The sequence below is a fragment of the Rhizobium sp. M1 genome (assembly GCF_002531805.1).
GTDB lineage: Bacteria > Pseudomonadota > Alphaproteobacteria > Rhizobiales > Rhizobiaceae > Rhizobium > Rhizobium etli_C.
In genome coordinates, this window is record NZ_NWSW01000023.1 from 87411 (window position 1) to 104006 (window position 16596).

Sequence of the window (16596 nt, forward strand, 5' to 3'; positions counted from 1 at the left end):
ACCCGCGGCCGGCGCCCCACACTGGGGGCGCCGGCAGCTGGCGTACGGCCGGTCCAAGCCGCGCCTAAATCTTTACGAAATCCTCGACCTGTGCCCTGATCGCGACTTCGGTCGGCAACCGCTCCATCGAACTTGCGCCGTAAAAGCCGTTGCATCCCTTGCAGCGGGCGAGCACGTATGCGGCATCCGCCGGCATGGCGATCGGACCGCCGTGGCAGAGCACGATGACGTCGTCGCGCACGGATCTGGCGGCGTCCGTCCAGGCGTTGATCTTCTCCACGCATCCGTCGAGCGTCAGCGCCGTTTCGGCGCCGATCGCGCCGCCTGTGGTCAGGCCGAGATGGCAGACGACGATATCGGCGCCGGCCCGGGTCATGGCCATGGCGTCCTCGGCGCTGAAGACATAGGGCGTCGTCAGCATGTCCTTGGCGTGCGCGCGGGCGATAATATCGATCTCGAGATCGAAGCCCATGCCGGTTTCTTCGAGATTGGCGCGGAAGGTGCCGTCGATCAGCCCGACGGTGGGAAAGTTCTGGATGCCGGCAAAGCCCATCGCCTTCAGTTCGTCGAGGAAGAGATCGGGCAGCATGAAGGGATCGGTGCCGTTGACGCCGGCAAGCACCGGCGTGTGGCGCACGACCGGCAGAACCTCGCGGCCCATCTCCCTGACGATCTCATTGGCATTGCCATAGGCGAGCAGGCCGGCCAGCGAGCCGCGTCCGGCCATGCGGTAACGGCCGGAATTGTAGATCACGATCAGGTCGATGCCGCCGGCTTCCTCGCTTTTGGCGGAAAGGCCGGTGCCGGCGCCGCCGCCGACGATCGGCCGGCCCTCGGCGATCTTGCGGCGAAGCCTGTTCAGAATGTCGCTTCTATCGATGCGGGTCAAAATTCCCTCCTTGAGGCATGGATGTCATGAAAGTTGGCAACGAGTGCCGCGGCGAATTCCGGGCTGTTGATATGGGCGTCTATCTCGACAAGGCGCCTGTTTTCCGCATTGCGCCAGCCGGCGCGGATGGCGGCAAACAGCGCCGCGTCGGCTTGCGGATCGTGGAACGGCTGACCGGCGGCGTCGATGGCCGAAACGCCCTGGAGCGGCAGCAGGAAACGGACCGGCCCCTGCATCCGGTTCATCCGCTCGACGATGAAGGCGCCGATCCGGCTGTTTTCCGCTGGCGTGGTGCGCATCAGCGTCACCTGGGCATTGTGGACATGAAGCCTGCGGTCGCGGAAAGGCGCCGGCACGGTTTCCCGCGCGCCGAAATTCACCATGTCGACGGCGCCGACCGAGCCGACATAGGGCAGGCCGGTGCGGATGATGGCGCCGAAGCGATCCATGGTCGCCGGAAAGACGCCGCCGACGAGGAGATCGGGAACCTCCGTCGTCGTCACGTCGATCACGCCCTGCAGCAGGCGGGAATCGGCAAGCTTCTCCATCGACTCCCCGCCGACGCCGGTCGCGTGAAAGACGTAGATTTCATGCGTCTTGCCGAGCATCTCACGGATCTGCGTGACGCAAGGCGTGGTGACGCCGAACATGGTCATGCCGATGCCCGGCCGATCATCGCTCGAAGCGGGAATGGGATTGCCGGCCATGCCGGCCGCCGCATTCGCCGCATTGCCGATCACCTTGCGCGAGATCGCATTCAGGCCGGCGACGTCGACGACCGAATACATCATGGTCAGATCGTTCGGCCCGACATAGGGCGCGACATTGCCGGAGGCGACCGTCGAGACCATCAGTTTCGGCAGGCCGATGGGAAGTGCGCGCATCGCTTCCGTGACGAGCGCGGTATTGCCGGTACCGCCGAGACCGAGAACGGCGCCGATGTCGCTGCGTGATGTCAGGAATGCCGTCAGCGCCTTGGCCATGGCCGAAACCGCCGTTCCCCGATCGGTCTGCCCCAGCACGGCCGCCGCGCCCTCGGGATGAAATTCGGCCACTTCCCGCGCCCGGATATCGGCGCCGGCGTTATCCCCGAGCGTTCCGACATCGACCAGGATGGCATCGGCGCCGGCCGCACGAACCACCTCCCTGGCGTAATTCAGTTCCGCGCTCTTGGTGTCGCAGGTGCCGACGATATAGACCTTTCCCATTGTTTTTCCTCCTTTTTCAAACTTTCTCTGTGAGCTTTCGATAAAATTCCTGTTTATGTATTTTTCATATTGTATATTCTTTCGAATATTGCATACTTAATTCATCAACGCCAGACGGAAATGGAAACCATGAACGCACCGCGCCACCTCACCCTTCGCGAGCGGATCTACGAGGAAATCGTTCGCCTGATCGTCTCGGGTGAGCTGCCGAGCGGCGTCTCGATCGACGAAAAAGAACTGACGGAACGGCTGCAGGTCAGTCGCACGCCATTCCGGGAGGCGATCGGCACGCTCGCCAAGGAAGGGCTGATCGAGATCAAGCCCTATCGCGGTTTTTTCGTGCGCAGCTTCACGCCGAAAGAGATCGACGACCTCTATAATTTGCGCAAGACGCTCGAATGCTTCGCCGTCGAGCTCGCCGTTCCGGAGATGAGCGACCGGCATATCGCAAACTTCGAGCGTATCCTGGATGAAGCAGTGGCCGCATTGCGCCGCGGCGACATGGAAACCTACGGCATTCGCGACAAGGAATTCCACGAGACCATTGCCGAGCTTTCGGGGAGCGCGCCGCTGATCGAAACGCTGGCGCGACTCGCACTGCAGATCCAGATCTGCCGCTCGATCGCCAATGAGAGCCGCGATCTGGCCGAAAGGGCGGCCGAGGAGCGCGATCAGATCCTGCAGGCTTTCAGGGCGCGCGACATTGCCCGCGCCAAAGCGCTGATGCACGCGCATATCAGCGATGTCCAGCAGGCCGTCATGGCGCGCTTTCAGAAGGGTTAGCCGAAGGACATGAAGGAGAGGGAGGTCTCCTTCAGCAACCGAAAAACATGGGCCGCGGAGCGGCCCGGAGGAGGGAACAATGCTGAAATTACTTGCCCGCAGCACCGCACTGGCGGCGATGATCGCCGCAAGCTCGCTGGCGGCACATGCCGAAACCCTGAAGATGTGGGGGCCTGAGCAGATCACCGAGCCGCTGGTCGCGCAGCTCTGGAACGGCATCAAGGCCGATTTCGAAAAAGCCAATCCCGGTGTGACCGTCGAATTCATGCCGCCGACCGGCACGATCAGCAACGGCGCGGTGCAGGCGGCGATCCAGTCGGATGCCGGACCGGACGTGATCCTCACCAACTCCGGCATCGGCCGCATCAGCGTCGTCAAGAACGCCAAGCAGGTGATGCCGCTCACCGAGCAATATGAAAAGCGCGGCTGGAAGGACAAGATCTATCCCTGGCTCTACACCGAGCTGAAGGGCCAGTTCGCCGGCGAGATCTATGAGGTTCCCGATGGGCTCGATGCGCTGGGCATCTGGTACCACAAGGACATTTTCGCGCAGGCCGGCTGGAAGATCCCAGCCACCTGGAGCGAATTCGAAGCGCTGATGAAATCGATCGAGGAGACCGGCCTGCAGCCGATCGCCATCGGTCCGCGCACGACGGGCAGCGCCGGTCATCTCTTCGGCAACCTGCTGCAGTCGGCGAGCGGTAAGGAGGTGATCGGCAAGGCGCTGCGTCGCGAAATTGCGTGGGACGACCCGTCCGTCGCCGCCGGCGCCATCCGGCTGCAGAAGCTGGTCGAGGCAGGCGACATCAAGAAGGAAATGGCCGGTCTCGATCTCGACGGCGCCTCGCGGCTCTGGTTCAACAAGCGCGCCGCCATGTTCGTTGCCGGCCCCTGGTTCACCGCCAATGCCCGCAAGGCTGGTTATGACCTCAAGAATGCCGGTTATGCGCCGATGCCGTCCGACATCAAGGGCGCAGCGATTCCGACCGGCGGCGTCGGCTGGAGCTGGCTGATCCCCGTCAATTCGAGGCAGCCGGAACTCGCGATGAAATGGATCGACTTCATGCTGTCGGATGCGGTGATGAAAAAACGCGCGCAGGACCCGGCGAGCACGATGATCTATCCACGCGAAATCCCTGGCCTCGAACCTCCGACCCCGGTGCTCAAGGATATCTTCGCGGCCGCGGCCGGCGGCGTCGGCTATAATCCGAGCGTCTATCTGCCCGGGCCGGTGCTCGACACCTATTTCCAGGTCATCCAGGGCCTGATCTCCGGCCAGATCGGCGGTGAAGACGGCATGAAGCAGATCCAGGCGAAGATGGCAGAGGCGAAATAGTGGCCATCCCCGAAACATCAGGCAGCAAGGTCGTGGCTTCTCTCAGCACTACCCCTGCCGCGGCAGGACATACGGGCGGAACATTCGCCCATATGTCCAAACCCCGGGCGGCCGGGTCCGGCTCAGCCGATCGGGATGCCGGCACCGCATTCTGGCTGATGGCGCCGGCGCTCGCGCTTTACGCCGTCTTCACCCTGCTGCCGATCGCCGCGACTTTCTGGCTGAGTTTCAACAGCTCGGCCGGCTTCAACACCTCCGCGAGCTTCGTCGGCTTCGGCAATTATGCGAAGGCGGCGCATGATCCGATCGTCTGGAAGAGCCTCGCCCATACCTTTCTCTGGCTGGCCTATCACGTGGTGATGGCAGGCGGGCTCGGCCTTCTGCTGGCCCTCGCCGTCAGCAGGCTGCGTTTCACCCAGGTCTTCTTCCGCACCGCCTTCTTCCTGCCGCATCTGGTGTCGCTGGCCGTGGTCGGCGTCATCTGGGCCAATATCTACGATCCGTTTTTCGGCCTGCTGAATACGGCCCTGACGCGGATCGGGCTCGGTGCCTTCACGCAGGGCTGGCTTTCCGATCCGGCCCTGGTGCTGTTTTCCGTCAATGTCGCAAGCTCGTGGCAGGGCTTCGGCCTCTATATGCTGCTCTTCATCGCCGGCCTGCAGAATATCGACCGCTCGCTTTACGACGCGGCGGAAGTGGACGGCGCCAACGGCTTCCAGAAGCTGATTTATGTGACGCTACCGGGGCTTCGCGAGGTCATGACGTTCGTCGTCTCGCTGGCGATGATCAATGGCCTGAAGGGCTTTGCGACGGTCTTCGTCATGACCAATGGCGGCCCCTTCTACCAGAGCGAACTGATCACAACCTATATCTACCGGCTCGCCTTCCAGTCCCAGGATCACGGGCTGGCGGCGGTGCTCTGCATCCTGCTCAGCCTGCTGGCAATCGTCATCACCATCGTCTTCAACCGCTGGCGCGCGAGGCTTGCGCAATGAGTAGGCGCAATCGCGAATGGCCGGTGGCGCTGGCGCTGATGCCTGTCTTGATCCTGATCCTCGCCCCCTTCGTCTGGCTGCTGATCTCCAGCTTCAAGACCGAAGCCGAGATCGGCCAGGCCGATCCCTTCACCTGGCCCGCCGACCTGATGTGGCGGAACTATCTGGATGCCTGGCAGATCGGCGGTTTTGGCGATCTCGTCGGCAACAGCCTCATCAACCTCGTCGGCGTCGTCACCCTGTCGCTGATCACCTGCGCCCCTGCCGGCTATGCGCTGGCCAAGATCCGCTTTCCCGGCCGCGAATGGCTGTTCTACGCCTTCATTCTCGGCCTCACCGTGCCGGTCCAGGCGATCGTCATTCCGCTTTACCAGGTGCTCTTCGGGCTCGACCTCGTCAACACGCTGACTGGCATCGTCCTAGTGCAGGTCAGCAACGGCATTCCCTTCGGCATCTTCCTGATGCGAAGTTTCTTCATCGGCGTGCCGGATGATCTGATTGAGGCCGCCAAGATCGACGGCGCCTCGCATCTCCAGATCCTCACCAAGGTTTTCCTGCCGATCTCGACGCCGGCGGTGCAGGCGCTCGTCATCATCAGCGCGCTCTCCACCTGGAACGATTTCTTTCTGCCGCTGATCGTGCTGATCAGCCCCGAAGTGCAGACCCTGCCGCTCGGGCTGGTGCGTTTCGCCAGCACCTATGCCTCCGACTACCGTCTGGTCTTCTCCGGGACGGTCATTTCATTCCTGCCGATCATTCTTCTCTACATCCTGATGCAGCGCCGTTTCACCGAGGGGCTGACCCAGGGGGCAATCAAGGGCTGACCATGTCGCATCACGTCCAGCGGGAAATCCGCTACAATTTCGAATTCGACCACCGCATCAAAGCCTGCTTTATCGGCGCCGGCGGCCATGCCTACCGCAATATCTACCCGGCGCTGCGGTATGCGCCGGTCGAGATCGCCGGCATCTGCGATCTCGATCTCGGTCGCGCCGAAAAATTCGCCAAGCTTTTCGGCGCCGGCAAGGCCTATACCGATCACCGCGACATGCTGGAGCAGGAAAAGCCGGAGCTGGTCTTTCTCGTCACCGCCTACCATCCCGACGGCCGGGTGCAGGCAACGGATCTGGCGCTCGACGCGCTCGCCGCGGGCGCGCATGTCTGGATGGAAAAACCGACCGCCGCGACTATGGAAGACATCGAAAGGCTGCAGGCGGCAAGTGCTGCAGCCGGCCGCATGGTGATGACCGGTCTCAAGAAGACCTTCTTCCCGACGATCGAGAAGCTGAAGGATTTGATCGGCTCGCCCGGCTTCGGCCGGCTGACCTCGATCAATGTCCGTTATCCCCAGAGCCTGCCGAGACCCGAGGACCGCACCGATCTCGTCAAGATGCAGAGCTTCCTCGATCACATCTATCATCCCGGCGCGATCCTTAATTTCCTCGGCGGCGAGATCGAACGCGCGAGCTATGAATGGGAGGCGCTGTCGGGGGCGACCGTCACCAGCCTGCGCTTCCGCTCCGGCGCGATCGGCACACTGCACCTTGCCGCCGGCCAATCCGGCGGCAGCAGCTTCGAGCGGGTCGAGATCATCGGCGAAGGCGCCAATGCGATCGTCGAAAACGGCAGCCGGCTGACCTATTTCCGCAGGGCGGATCTGCCGTCCTATGGCCGCGCCGCAAGCTTCATCCAGCCGGACGAGAATGCCGCGCTCATCTACGAGCCGGAGCATTCGCTCGGCCAGCTCTACAACAACAATCTCTTCTATCTCGGCTATGTGCCCGAGATCCTGCATTTGACGGATGCGATCCTCGCCGGCACATCAATCAGCCGGGGCACGCTGGAAATCGCCCGCGAGATCATGAAGCTCTTCGACTTTTTTAGACGCGCGGATGCCGGCGTCACCACCAATCTCTGAATGGGGGAAAGACAGCCTTGACCGAGACAGATGTGATTTTCAGGAAAGCCGGCGGCGAATTCATGCCGACCACCTGGGGCGAACTCAACTGGAAGATCACCGGCGACGGCACACCGGGCGCCGAGATGACCTTCGGCACCTGCCGCATCAATCCCGGCGAGCGCAACCAGCTGCATTCCCATCCCGATTGCGAGGAGATCCTCTACGTCATTTCCGGCCATTGCGAGCACAAGCTCGGCGATGCACTTTACCGGCTCGAAGCCGGCGACGCCATCCGCATTCCCCGCAATGTCCGCCACTGGGCGCGCGCCCTCGGCACCGAACCGCTCTTCGCGCTGATCATGTTCTCCTCCGGCACCAGGACGGCGGTCAATCATGAAGGCGAGGGGGCGGCCTGAACGTAACGCTGCGCCCCGGCACGGCCGATCCCGGCGAGAAGCTCATCTACGGCGTTCAGGCCGCGACGGGCAGGCGTCTTGTCGACGCGGAGCTCTGATGCGGCCTTTCTCCTGCATTTGCTAATATTCTGACGATTGTGTGAAGCCGCCCCGACACCTCTGACAAACCGCATCGCCTCTGCTATGTCAGGAAAAATGCGGTGGCCAGCCGATTGCCGCCGCGCTCTGTCCGATCAATGCCAGGAGTTTGAAAGATGAGCGGTTCTTCCGATTACGCACCCCCGAAAGTCTGGGCCTGGAACAAGGCGAATGGCGGCCAGTTCGCCAGCATCAATCGCCCGATAGCAGGGCCGACACATGAGAAGGAGCTTCCGATCGGCCGTCATCCGCTGCAGCTTTATTCGCTCGGAACGCCGAACGGCCAGAAGGTCACCATCATGCTCGAGGAGTTGCTGGCCCTTGGCCATAGCGGTGCCGAATATGACGCCTGGCTGATCCGGATCGGCGATGGCGACCAGTTCGGCAGCGATTTCGTCAAGATCAACCCCAACTCGAAGATCCCTGCGCTGATGGACCGCAGCGGCGAAAAGCCGATCCGCGTCTTCGAGTCCGGTGCCATCCTTACCTATCTCGCTGAGAAATTCGGCGCTTTCCTGCCGACAGAGCCGGCCGCCCGCGCCGAATGCCTGTCATGGCTGTTCTGGCAGATGGGAAGCGCACCCTATCTCGGCGGCGGCTTCGGCCATTTCTACGCCTATGCGCCGACGAAGATCGAATATGCGATCGACCGCTTCGCCATGGAGGTGAAACGCCAGCTCGACGTGCTCGATCGCCGCCTCGCCGAAAGCGAGTATCTGGCAGGTGGCGAATATACGATCGCCGATATTGCCGTCTGGCCGTGGTATGGCGGGCTGGTCAAGGGCTGGACCTACGGCGCGGCCGAATTCCTGCAGGTCGAGGACTATAAGAACGTCCAGCGCTGGGCCGATACCATCCACAGCCGGCCGGCCGTACAGCGCGGCCGGATGGTCAACCGCCTCTCCGGCGACCCTTCGAGCCAATTGCACGAGCGTCACGACGCCAGCGACTTCGACACGAAGACGCAGGACAAGCTCGCGGCCGCCGAATAAGCAAGCGGCCCCAGCGACGTGTCGCAGCAAGAAGTGGAACTCCGCCGCCTTACGGCGACGGAGCATTTGCATGCTGCCCGGACTCAGTTCTTGACCGTATCCTCCAGGAAGAACCGGCCGAGCGGGTTCTGGTAGAAATTGTCGATATTCTTGCGCGAGACGTTGATGTAGGGGCTGTAATAAAGGTCGATCCAGTTGACGTCGTCCTTGGCCATCTTCTGCAGATCGACATACATGGCTTCACGCTTTTTGGGGTCGAGCTCGAGACGGGCTTTCGCCACCAACTCCTTCACCGCCTCGTTCTTGTAGTTGGTCAAATAGTTGTTGTTGGAATCGTGGCCGAGCACGAAGGTGGTCTTCTGGTCCGGATCGAGGATGTCGTTCGTCCAGTAGTTGACCGAGATGTCATAGTCGCCGGCAACCAGCATATCCCATTCCTGGCTCGGATCGACCTTCTGCAAATTGGCGGTGATGCCGGCCTTCTGCAGCTGCTGTTGGACCAAGACGGCCGTCTGCTCGTCCACCTCGTCGCCGGCGCGAACCACGTAATTCAGCGTCAGGTCGGATGCGCCGGCGGCCGCCAGCATTTCCTTGGCCTTCGCGGGATCATAGGGTCGCTGCAGATTGTCGGCGTAATAATAGAGCGCGCCCTTTGGAATGTAGGAATTGGCCACAGTGCCCTGGCCGAAGGTGACGGTGTCGACGATCGCCTTCTTGTCGATGGCAAGATCCAGCGCCTGGCGGACTTCCTTCTTGCCGAGCGCGCCATGCGCGTGATTGATCAGCAGATGGTCCTCGCGGGTCGAAGCGTCGATGCCGACTTTGAGATTTGGATCCTTCTTCAGTTCCTCGACGCGGGAGAAGGGAACGAAAATCGCCGCATCCAGTTCGCCGGCCTGAACGTTCAGCATTCGCGTGTTGTCGTCGGGCACCGAGATCCATTCGACGCCGTCGAGTTTGACGCGGTCGGCTTCCCAGAAATTCGGGTTCTTTTTGAGGATGACGCGGTCACCGCGCCGCCATTCGTCGATCACGAAGGCGCCGGATGCGATCGGCTTTTCCGCATAGGCATCTGCGCCCAGAGATTCCATGCCTTTCTTCGAGATGACTGACGCGTTCGGCAGCGCCAGCGTCGACAGGAATGGCGCGGACGGGTTCTTGAGCTTGATCGTCAGCGTGTGCGGATCGGTCGCCACTGCCGTGTCGATCACCTTATAGGAATCGCTCCAGAGGGAGGCGGCATCGTCGCGGATGCGCAACAGACTGAAGGCCGCATCCTCCGCCGTCAGCGGCGAGCCGTCGGAGAATTTCGCTTCACGGATCTTGAGGGTGTAGGTCAGTCCGTCATCCGAGATCGTCCAGCTTTCGGCAAGCCCCGGTTCCAGCTTGGTGCCCGTCTTGTCGACGCGGATCAGCACGTCGTAGACGTTGGAAAACACCCAGTTGTCGATGTTCTGTGCGGTCTTGATCGGATCGAATGTCGTCGAATCCTCGCGGCGGCCGATGGTGAGCACGCCGGCGGCCTCGGCATAGCTTGCGCCGAGCGTCAGCCCGGCGAGCAGGGCGGCAAGCCCGATCGATTTCCAGTTATTCGTCATGAGTCGTTCCCTTCGTTGTTATGGCATGCGCTTGCTTGATGTGGATTGCGGATCGTGGCTGCGGCCGGCGCCCTGCAGCAGCGGCTTGTCGGGATCGATATCGGGGATGGCTGCGATCAGCGCCGCGGTATAGGCGTGCTTCGGCCGGGCGAAGACCTCTTCCGAGCCGCCTTCCTCTACGATCTCGCCGCGATACATCACGACGACACGTTCACAGAGATCGCGCACGATGGCGAGATCATGGGCGATGAACATCAGCGTCAGGTTCATCTTCGCGGTGAGCTGCCGGAAAAGCTCGATGATCTGCGCCTGGATGGTGACGTCGAGTGCCGCCACGCATTCGTCGGCGATGATCAACTTCGGATCGACGGCGAGCGCGCGAGCAATGCCCGCACGCTGGCACTGGCCGCCGCTCATGCTGCGCGGCTTGCGGTCGGCGAATTCGCGCTCGAGGCCGACGAGATCGAGCAGTTCGCCGATGCGCGCCGGGATCTCGGCCCTGGCGACCTTGCCCTGGACCTTCAACACCTCGGCCAGCATCTGCCCGATCGTCAGCCGCGGGTTCAGCGCATTGTAGGGATCCTGGAACACCATCGCCGTTTCGCGCCTGAGCTTGGCCAAGCCCGCCTTCCTCTGCTGCGCCAGATCGACACCGTCGAAGGTAACGTGGCCGGCGGAAAGCGGCGTCAGCCCGAGCACGGCGCGGGCAAGCGTACTCTTGCCGCTGCCGGATTCGCCGACGATGCCGACGGTTTCGCCCGGCATGATCCTCAAGCTGACGCCGGCGACGGCACTGATCGTCTTGGCGCCGCCCTTGAACAGGCCGCCGCCCCTGAAGCGCACATGCAGATCGTCGACCTCCAGCAGCGGCCTGGCCGATCCGCCTGTGTCCCCATGAACGGACGGCGGCGCGGGCTGCTCGCCCGATATGGAAGGGTGGCTGTCGACCAGGCTGACCGTATAGGGATGCTGCGGCCGCGCCAGGATCGCACGCTTCGGCCCCACTTCAATAAGCTTGCCGCTGCGCATCACGGCAATGCGGTCGCAGGTCTGGGCGACGATGCCGAGGTCATGGGTAATGAGAATGATCGACAGGCCGCGCCGGTCGCGAATGTCGATCAACAGCCGCAGGATCTGCGCCTGGATGGTCACGTCGAGCGCCGTGGTCGGCTCGTCGGCGATCAGGATCTTCGGATTGCAGGACAACGCAACGCCGATCATCGCCCGCTGGCGCATGCCGCCGGAAAATTCATGCGGATAGCTGTCGTACTGGCGGGCGGGATCGGGGAAACCGACCTGCGACAGAATTTCGACCGCCGCGGCGCGGGCCTCGCGGGCGCCGAGGCCCTGGTGGTGGCGAATGCCCTCGGCGACCTGGTCGCCGATCCGCATGACCGGATCGAGGTGGCTCGTCGGGTTCTGGAAGATCATGCCGATCTCGCCGCCGCGCACTTGCAGCATCTCCCTATCGTCGATCCGCGTCAGGTCGCTTCCTTCGAGCAGTACGGAACCGCTCTCGATCTTCAGCAGTGAGGAGGGCAGCAGCCGCACCAGCGAGCGGCAGAACAGGCTCTTTCCCGAACCGCTCTCACCGACGAGACCGAGAATTTCTCCCCTGCCAAGATCGAGGGAGACCGCGTCGAGCAGCGTGCGCGTGCCGGAATCGAGATGCGCCCTCACGGTCAGATCGCGGACGGAGAGCACGGAGCCGCTCATTCATGTACCCCTAGCAATTCGCCGAGAGCATCGCCCAGCATGCTGAAGCCGAAGGCGAGGCAGACGATGGAGAGGCCGGGAAACAGCGTGATCCACCAGGCGGTGGTAATGAAGCTTTGTCCTTCCGCGACCATCACGCCCCATTCGGCGATCGGGGGCTGGACGCCGAGACCGAGATAGCTGACGGCGGCGCCGCTCAGCAGCACCAGCGTCGCATCCGACATCGAAAAGACGATCGAGCCGGCGACCGCGTTCGGCAGCAGGTGCCGGAACATGATGCGCGGACGGCTGAAGCCGAGGCTGACGGCGGCGACCGCGTAATCGCTGCTTTTTAGCACCAGCATCTGCGCCCGGATCAGCCGCGCATAGGAGACCCAGCCGACCAGCGCCATGGCGATATAGAAGCTGCCGAGGCCGGGACCGAGGATCGCGATGATCGACAGCATCAGCACCAGGAAGGGGAAGGCGAGAATGATATCGACGAGGCGCATGAACAGCGCATCGACGATACCGCCGTAAAAGCCGGCTATCGAACCCACCGTCGTACCGATCAGGAAGGGGAAGGTGACGCCGATGAGAGACATCTGCAGATCGAGGCGCGCGCCCCAGATGACGCGGGAGAGAATATCGCGGCCGAAGTTGTCGGTGCCGAACGGATGCAGCAAGGAAGGCGCCTGCAGGCGCACCTCGGCATTCTGAGTGATCGGATCGTAAGGCGCGATAACAGGCGCGGCGACCGCCAGCAGCACGAAGAACAGCAGCAGGCCGGCCCCGACGGCAAGCATCGGCCGTCGGCCGAAGAGCCGGCGCCAGGCGGGGGCAGGGACGATCGCCTCGATGCTCATAGCGTCACCCGCGGATCGACGGTGACGGTGACGATGTCGGCAATGAAATTGATGAGCACGGTGGCGCAGGCAAAGACCATGGCGACGCCCTGCACCACCATGTAATCGCGCGAAAAGATCGCCCTGACGAGCAGTTGCCCCATGCCTGGCAGCGCAAAGACGCTCTCGACCACCACCGTGCCGCCGATCAGCCAGCCGATGTTGACGGCAAGCAGGTTGATCGTCGGCACCAGCGAATTCGGCAATACATGCCGCCAAAAGACGATGCTTTCCGGCATGCCGCGGGCGCGCGCCGCCGTCGCGACGTCCGACTTCAGCGCTTCGATCATTGCCGCCCGCAGGCTTCGCGTCAGAACGGTCGAGAGCGACAGCGCCACCGTCAGGCTCGGCAGCACCAGATGCGAAAGCTTGTCGCCGATCGTTGCGCCGTAACCGGAAACCGGCAGCATGCCGAGTTCGACGCTGAAGAGGATGATCAGCATCAACCCCAGCCAGAAGGGCGGGAAGCCGATGCCGAAGGTCGAGACGATGCGCACCGCATGGTCCGGCGCCCGGCCGGCATTGCGCGCGGCGATCGCCGCCATCGGCACCGCGATCACGACCGACAGCACGACGCTGGAGACGACGAGCGCCAGCGTCGGCTCGATGCGGGTGACGATCAGCTTCAGCACGTCGATCTTGTAGAGGATCGATTTGCCCATCTCGCCATTGGCGAGATTCTTGAGGAAGTAGAGATATTGCAGCCACATCGGCTGGTCGAGGCCGTATTGGGCGCGGATGCTGGCAAGCGCTGCCGGCGTCGCGCGCGTGCCGAGGATGTTGCGCGCCGGATCGCCGGGGATCAACCGGACCAGAATGAACGTGATGACGCTGATGCCGAAAATGACCGGCAGGAACTGGAGCGGCCGCGTCAGAACGAATTTATAGCGATGCATGACGGCGATCGCCCCTCTGTCTTCCTCGGGTTTGAGCCGCTTTCATTTGCATCAGGCTGCCTTGTGCCGGGCGAGGAAACCGAGAAGCGCCGGATAATAGTCCTGCGGGTTTTCATAAAACGGCATGTGGCTGGCGTTCGCAATTACTTTGAGTTCGGCATTCGGCAATTCAAGTTTCATCCTCAGCGCGCAGGCCGGCGTCAGCTCGTCATGCTCGCCCGTGGTGATCAGCACCGGCAGCGTCAGCCGCGGCAGATCCGGGATACGATTCCAGTCCTTGAGGTTGCCGATGTAGAGAAACTCGTTCGGGCCCTGCATGGTCGCGTAAGGCGCCATGTTCCAGTCGTCGAGCGAGCGGCGAACCGGCGCCGGCCATTCGGCCAGGCGGCAGACGTGGCGGTAGTTGAGGATGGTGACGGCGGCGAGATATTCCGGATGATTATAGGTGCCCTGCGCCTCGTGCTTCTGCATCATCGAGACGGTTTCGGGACCGAGTGCCGACCGCAGCCGTTCCAGCTCCGAGATCAGATGCGGCATGTCGGCGACGGTATCTTCGAGGATCAGTGTCTTGAGGTTCTCGGGATAGGTCAGCGCATAATCGATCGCCAGCCACCCGCCCCAGGAATGGCCGAGCAGGTGAACCTCGCCGAGCCCAAGTGCCTTGCGCACTGTCTCGGTCTCCTCGACATAACGGCCGATCGTCCAGAGTGAGAGATCGTCCGGCCGATCGGAGGCGCCGGTGCCGAGCTGGTCGAAGGCGACCACACGGTAGCCCTTGTCGATCAGGCAGGAATGCGCCTCGCGCAGGTAATCGCAGGGCAAGCCGGGACCGCCGTTCAAGCAGAAAACCGTCTCGTCGCCGGTCCCGAAGCTATAGGCGATGACGCGGTAGCCATCGACATCGATTTCGAAACGGGCGTCCGGCTGTATTTCACGCCACATTGATTGCTCCGGCAGAAGATTTCGCTTGCTCAATATTTGGGCATGGTTAAATTTTTACCGGAAATCGCGTCCCGTGCCAGCTATAAGAAGTGATAGGGTAGGGCGCATGCGAACCAGGGAACTGCCCATGCTTGATGATATCGGAACGATCAGACGGCAGTTTACAGCGCATGAAACGCTGGACGGCCGGATCGACCAGGCCTTCGAGGCGATGAAGCGGTTGGGCTTCGAGGCCCTGATCTATGACTATACGCCGGTGCCCTACGATCTCGACGGCGCGATCATGATACCCTCGCTGCTGAAACTCAGGAACATCGCCGACGACATGCACGATTATTGGTTCGGTCGCGGTTATTTCCGCATCGACCCGGTCCAGCAGGTGGCGCTGCGCAGCAGCGCGCCCTTCTTCTGGAACTACGATACGAATGCCGACACGCTGATCAACCGCTTCATGAGCGACGACACCGCGCCGGTGACGCGCTATCTCCGCGAACGCGACATGTCGACCGGCGTCACCGTGCCGGTCCATATGCCGGGCGGCGACTATGCGACCGTCACCGGCATTCGCTTCGGCGAAGACAGCGACTTCGAGCGGCATGCGCTGCGCTATATCGCCGACTTCAACCTGCTCGCCCATGTCTTCCACGAGACGGCCTATTCGCTTTTCGACAGGAAGGCGCGCAGCGTCGGCACCATCCATCTGACCGAGCGGGAACGCGAATGCCTGCGCCATTCGGCGGAGGGCTATTCTGCCAAGGAAATCTCGCGCATCATCGGCCGCTCCGTGCCGACCGTGGTGATGCATCTCAATGCCGCGGCCAAGAAACTCGGCGCCCGCAACCGCACCCAGGCCGTCGTGCGCGCCACCCACTACCGCCTGCTCGAAGAACGCGACCGAAACTAAAGCGGCTCCTAGCCACCCTATAAGTTGTGATAGCTGCCTTCGGCGCTGCCGCCGCTTTATGGTCTCCAAACGCCCAAGAGATGGAGACGCCGGTGGCCGAAATCGCAACGAGTGAAGCCTATCTGCCCTTTCGCGACTATCGCACCTGGTATCGCGTGACCGGTTCGGTGGAAAGCGGCAAACTGCCGCTCGTCGTCGCCCATGGAGGGCCCGGCTGCACACATGATTACGTCGATTCCTTCAAGGACATTGCTGAGCTCGACGGCCGCCCTGTCATTCATTACGACCAGCTTGGCAACGGCAATTCCACCCGTCTACCCGAGAAAGGCGCGGATTTCTGGACGGTCGGCCTCTTCCTTGAAGAGCTGGATGCGCTGCTTGCCCATCTCGGCATACAGGATCGTTATGCCCTTCTCGGCCAGTCCTGGGGCGGCATGCTCGGCGCCGAACATGCGGTCCGTCGGCCACCAGGCCTGAAGGCGCTTGTCATCGCCAACTCGCCAGCCAATATGCACACCTGGGTTTCGGAAGCGAACCGGCTGAGGCAGGAACTGCCGAAAGAGGTACAGGACACGCTGCTGAAACATGAGCAGGCGGGAAGCCTCACCGATCCGGACTATATCTCCGCCTCCCGCGTCTTCTATGATCGCCATGTCTGCCGCGTGGTGCCGTGGCCGCCGGAAGTGGCGCGGACCTTTGCCATCATGGACGAGGACAACACCGTCTACCGCAACATGAACGGCCCGACCGAGTTTCACGTCATCGGGACGATGAAGGACTGGACGATCGAAGACCGGCTCGACCGCATCGAGGCGCCGACGCTGCTGATCTCGGGGAAATATGACGAGGCCACGCCCCTGGTAGTGAGGCCCTATCTCGAACGCGTTCCCGGCTGCGAATGGGTGCTCTTCGAAAATTCCAGCCACATGCCGCATGTCGAGGAAAAGCAGCTTTGCCTGGCGACCGTTTCCGGCTTTCTGTCGCGCTACGACTGAAGCA

General features: G+C 62.4%; 16 protein-coding genes. 9 read left to right on the forward strand and 7 right to left on the reverse strand.

The window, feature by feature from the left end:
• Positions 1 to 64: 64 nt before the first annotated feature.
• Positions 65 to 889 (reverse strand): phosphoenolpyruvate hydrolase family protein, encoded by an 825-nt coding sequence (locus CO655_RS22500; RefSeq protein ID WP_097607607.1) that lies wholly within the window; start codon positions 887 to 889, stop codon positions 65 to 67.
• Positions 886 to 2097 carry a Tm-1-like ATP-binding domain-containing protein gene (locus CO655_RS22505; protein WP_097666724.1) on the reverse strand — a complete coding sequence of 404 codons (1212 nt, stop codon included), beginning with the start codon at positions 2095 to 2097 and terminating at the stop codon, positions 886 to 888. Before CO655_RS22505 ends, CO655_RS22500 begins: the two co-directional genes overlap by 4 nt.
• Before the next feature lie 129 nt (positions 2098 to 2226).
• On the opposite strand from CO655_RS22505, the gene CO655_RS22510 reads away from it, so the two are divergent.
• The 7 genes from CO655_RS22510 to yghU all read left to right on the forward strand — a co-directional run bounded on the left by CO655_RS22510 (position 2227) and on the right by yghU (position 8657).
• Positions 2227 to 2880, forward strand: coding sequence for a GntR family transcriptional regulator (locus CO655_RS22510; protein WP_064685297.1), 654 nt, complete (start codon positions 2227 to 2229; stop codon positions 2878 to 2880).
• A 79-nt stretch (positions 2881 to 2959) separates the two neighbouring features.
• Positions 2960 to 4216: an extracellular solute-binding protein gene (locus CO655_RS22515; RefSeq protein ID WP_097666726.1), complete on the forward strand. Its 1257-nt coding sequence runs from the start codon at positions 2960 to 2962 to the stop codon at positions 4214 to 4216.
• A 92-nt stretch (positions 4217 to 4308) separates the two neighbouring features.
• The gene (locus tag CO655_RS22520; RefSeq protein ID WP_097666728.1) at positions 4309 to 5211 is read left to right on the forward strand and encodes a sugar ABC transporter permease; all 903 of its coding nucleotides are present in this window, start codon (positions 4309 to 4311) and stop codon (positions 5209 to 5211) included.
• The gene (locus CO655_RS22525) at positions 5208 to 6035 is read left to right on the forward strand and encodes a carbohydrate ABC transporter permease (RefSeq protein WP_097666730.1); all 828 of its coding nucleotides are present in this window, start codon (positions 5208 to 5210) and stop codon (positions 6033 to 6035) included. The genes CO655_RS22520 and CO655_RS22525 overlap by 4 nt, the downstream gene beginning before the upstream one ends.
• A gap of 2 nt (positions 6036 to 6037) precedes the next feature.
• Positions 6038 to 7129, forward strand: a complete 1092-nt coding sequence (locus tag CO655_RS22530) for a Gfo/Idh/MocA family oxidoreductase (RefSeq protein ID WP_097666732.1) — start codon at positions 6038 to 6040, stop codon at positions 7127 to 7129.
• A gap of 17 nt (positions 7130 to 7146) precedes the next feature.
• Complete coding sequence (locus CO655_RS22535) at positions 7147 to 7527, forward strand: cupin domain-containing protein (RefSeq protein ID WP_097666734.1); 381 nt, start codon at positions 7147 to 7149, stop codon at positions 7525 to 7527.
• Positions 7528 to 7781: 254 nt separating this feature from the next.
• Positions 7782 to 8657, forward strand: a complete 876-nt coding sequence (gene yghU / locus CO655_RS22540) for a glutathione-dependent disulfide-bond oxidoreductase (RefSeq protein WP_097607614.1) — start codon at positions 7782 to 7784, stop codon at positions 8655 to 8657.
• A gap of 83 nt (positions 8658 to 8740) precedes the next feature.
• Here the strand turns inward: yghU and CO655_RS22545 are convergent, their stop codons facing one another.
• The 5 genes from CO655_RS22545 to CO655_RS22565 are packed head-to-tail and all read right to left on the reverse strand — an operon-like array spanning position 8741 to position 14693.
• On the reverse strand, positions 8741 to 10255 hold the full coding sequence (locus CO655_RS22545; RefSeq protein WP_097607615.1) for an ABC transporter substrate-binding protein: 1515 nt from the start codon (positions 10253 to 10255) through the stop codon (positions 8741 to 8743).
• 18 nt (positions 10256 to 10273) lie between these two features.
• Positions 10274 to 11971: an ABC transporter ATP-binding protein gene (locus CO655_RS22550; protein ID WP_097607616.1), complete on the reverse strand. Its 1698-nt coding sequence runs from the start codon at positions 11969 to 11971 to the stop codon at positions 10274 to 10276.
• Positions 11968 to 12816, reverse strand: a complete 849-nt coding sequence (locus CO655_RS22555; protein WP_097666736.1) for an ABC transporter permease — start codon at positions 12814 to 12816, stop codon at positions 11968 to 11970. Before CO655_RS22555 ends, CO655_RS22550 begins: the two co-directional genes overlap by 4 nt.
• Positions 12813 to 13751, reverse strand: a complete 939-nt coding sequence (locus CO655_RS22560) for an ABC transporter permease (RefSeq protein WP_097666738.1) — start codon at positions 13749 to 13751, stop codon at positions 12813 to 12815. The genes CO655_RS22555 and CO655_RS22560 overlap by 4 nt, the downstream gene beginning before the upstream one ends.
• Positions 13752 to 13802: 51 nt before the next feature.
• Positions 13803 to 14693: a proline iminopeptidase-family hydrolase gene (locus tag CO655_RS22565; protein ID WP_097607619.1), complete on the reverse strand. Its 891-nt coding sequence runs from the start codon at positions 14691 to 14693 to the stop codon at positions 13803 to 13805.
• Between the two features lie 127 nt (positions 14694 to 14820).
• On the opposite strand from CO655_RS22565, the gene CO655_RS22570 reads away from it, so the two are divergent.
• Both CO655_RS22570 and CO655_RS22575 read left to right on the forward strand, forming a co-directional pair.
• On the forward strand, positions 14821 to 15597 hold the full coding sequence (locus tag CO655_RS22570) for a LuxR family transcriptional regulator (protein WP_097607620.1): 777 nt from the start codon (positions 14821 to 14823) through the stop codon (positions 15595 to 15597).
• Between the two features lie 92 nt (positions 15598 to 15689).
• Positions 15690 to 16592 carry a proline iminopeptidase-family hydrolase gene (locus tag CO655_RS22575; protein WP_097607621.1) on the forward strand — a complete coding sequence of 301 codons (903 nt, stop codon included), beginning with the start codon at positions 15690 to 15692 and terminating at the stop codon, positions 16590 to 16592.
• Positions 16593 to 16596 lie beyond the last annotated feature (4 nt).

Excerpts from the sequence above, each read along its gene's own strand:
- CO655_RS22505 (WP_097666724.1), bottom strand. The coding sequence starts at position 2,097 with ATGGGAAAGGTCTATATCGTCGGCACCTGCGACACCAAGAGCGCGGAA.
- CO655_RS22510 (WP_064685297.1), top strand. The coding sequence starts at position 2,227 with ATGAACGCACCGCGCCACCTCACCCTTCGCGAGCGGATCTACGAGGAA.
- CO655_RS22515 (WP_097666726.1), top strand. The coding sequence starts at position 2,960 with ATGCTGAAATTACTTGCCCGCAGCACCGCACTGGCGGCGATGATCGCC.
- CO655_RS22520 (WP_097666728.1), top strand. The coding sequence starts at position 4,309 with ATGTCCAAACCCCGGGCGGCCGGGTCCGGCTCAGCCGATCGGGATGCC.
- CO655_RS22525 (WP_097666730.1), top strand. The coding sequence starts at position 5,208 with ATGAGTAGGCGCAATCGCGAATGGCCGGTGGCGCTGGCGCTGATGCCT.
- CO655_RS22530 (WP_097666732.1), top strand. The coding sequence starts at position 6,038 with ATGTCGCATCACGTCCAGCGGGAAATCCGCTACAATTTCGAATTCGAC.
- yghU (WP_097607614.1), top strand. The coding sequence starts at position 7,782 with ATGAGCGGTTCTTCCGATTACGCACCCCCGAAAGTCTGGGCCTGGAAC.
- CO655_RS22545 (WP_097607615.1), bottom strand. The coding sequence starts at position 10,255 with ATGACGAATAACTGGAAATCGATCGGGCTTGCCGCCCTGCTCGCCGGG.
- CO655_RS22550 (WP_097607616.1), bottom strand. The coding sequence starts at position 11,971 with ATGAGCGGCTCCGTGCTCTCCGTCCGCGATCTGACCGTGAGGGCGCAT.
- CO655_RS22555 (WP_097666736.1), bottom strand. The coding sequence starts at position 12,816 with ATGAGCATCGAGGCGATCGTCCCTGCCCCCGCCTGGCGCCGGCTCTTC.
- CO655_RS22560 (WP_097666738.1), bottom strand. The coding sequence starts at position 13,751 with ATGCATCGCTATAAATTCGTTCTGACGCGGCCGCTCCAGTTCCTGCCG.
- CO655_RS22565 (WP_097607619.1), bottom strand. The coding sequence starts at position 14,693 with ATGTGGCGTGAAATACAGCCGGACGCCCGTTTCGAAATCGATGTCGAT.
- CO655_RS22570 (WP_097607620.1), top strand. The coding sequence starts at position 14,821 with ATGCTTGATGATATCGGAACGATCAGACGGCAGTTTACAGCGCATGAA.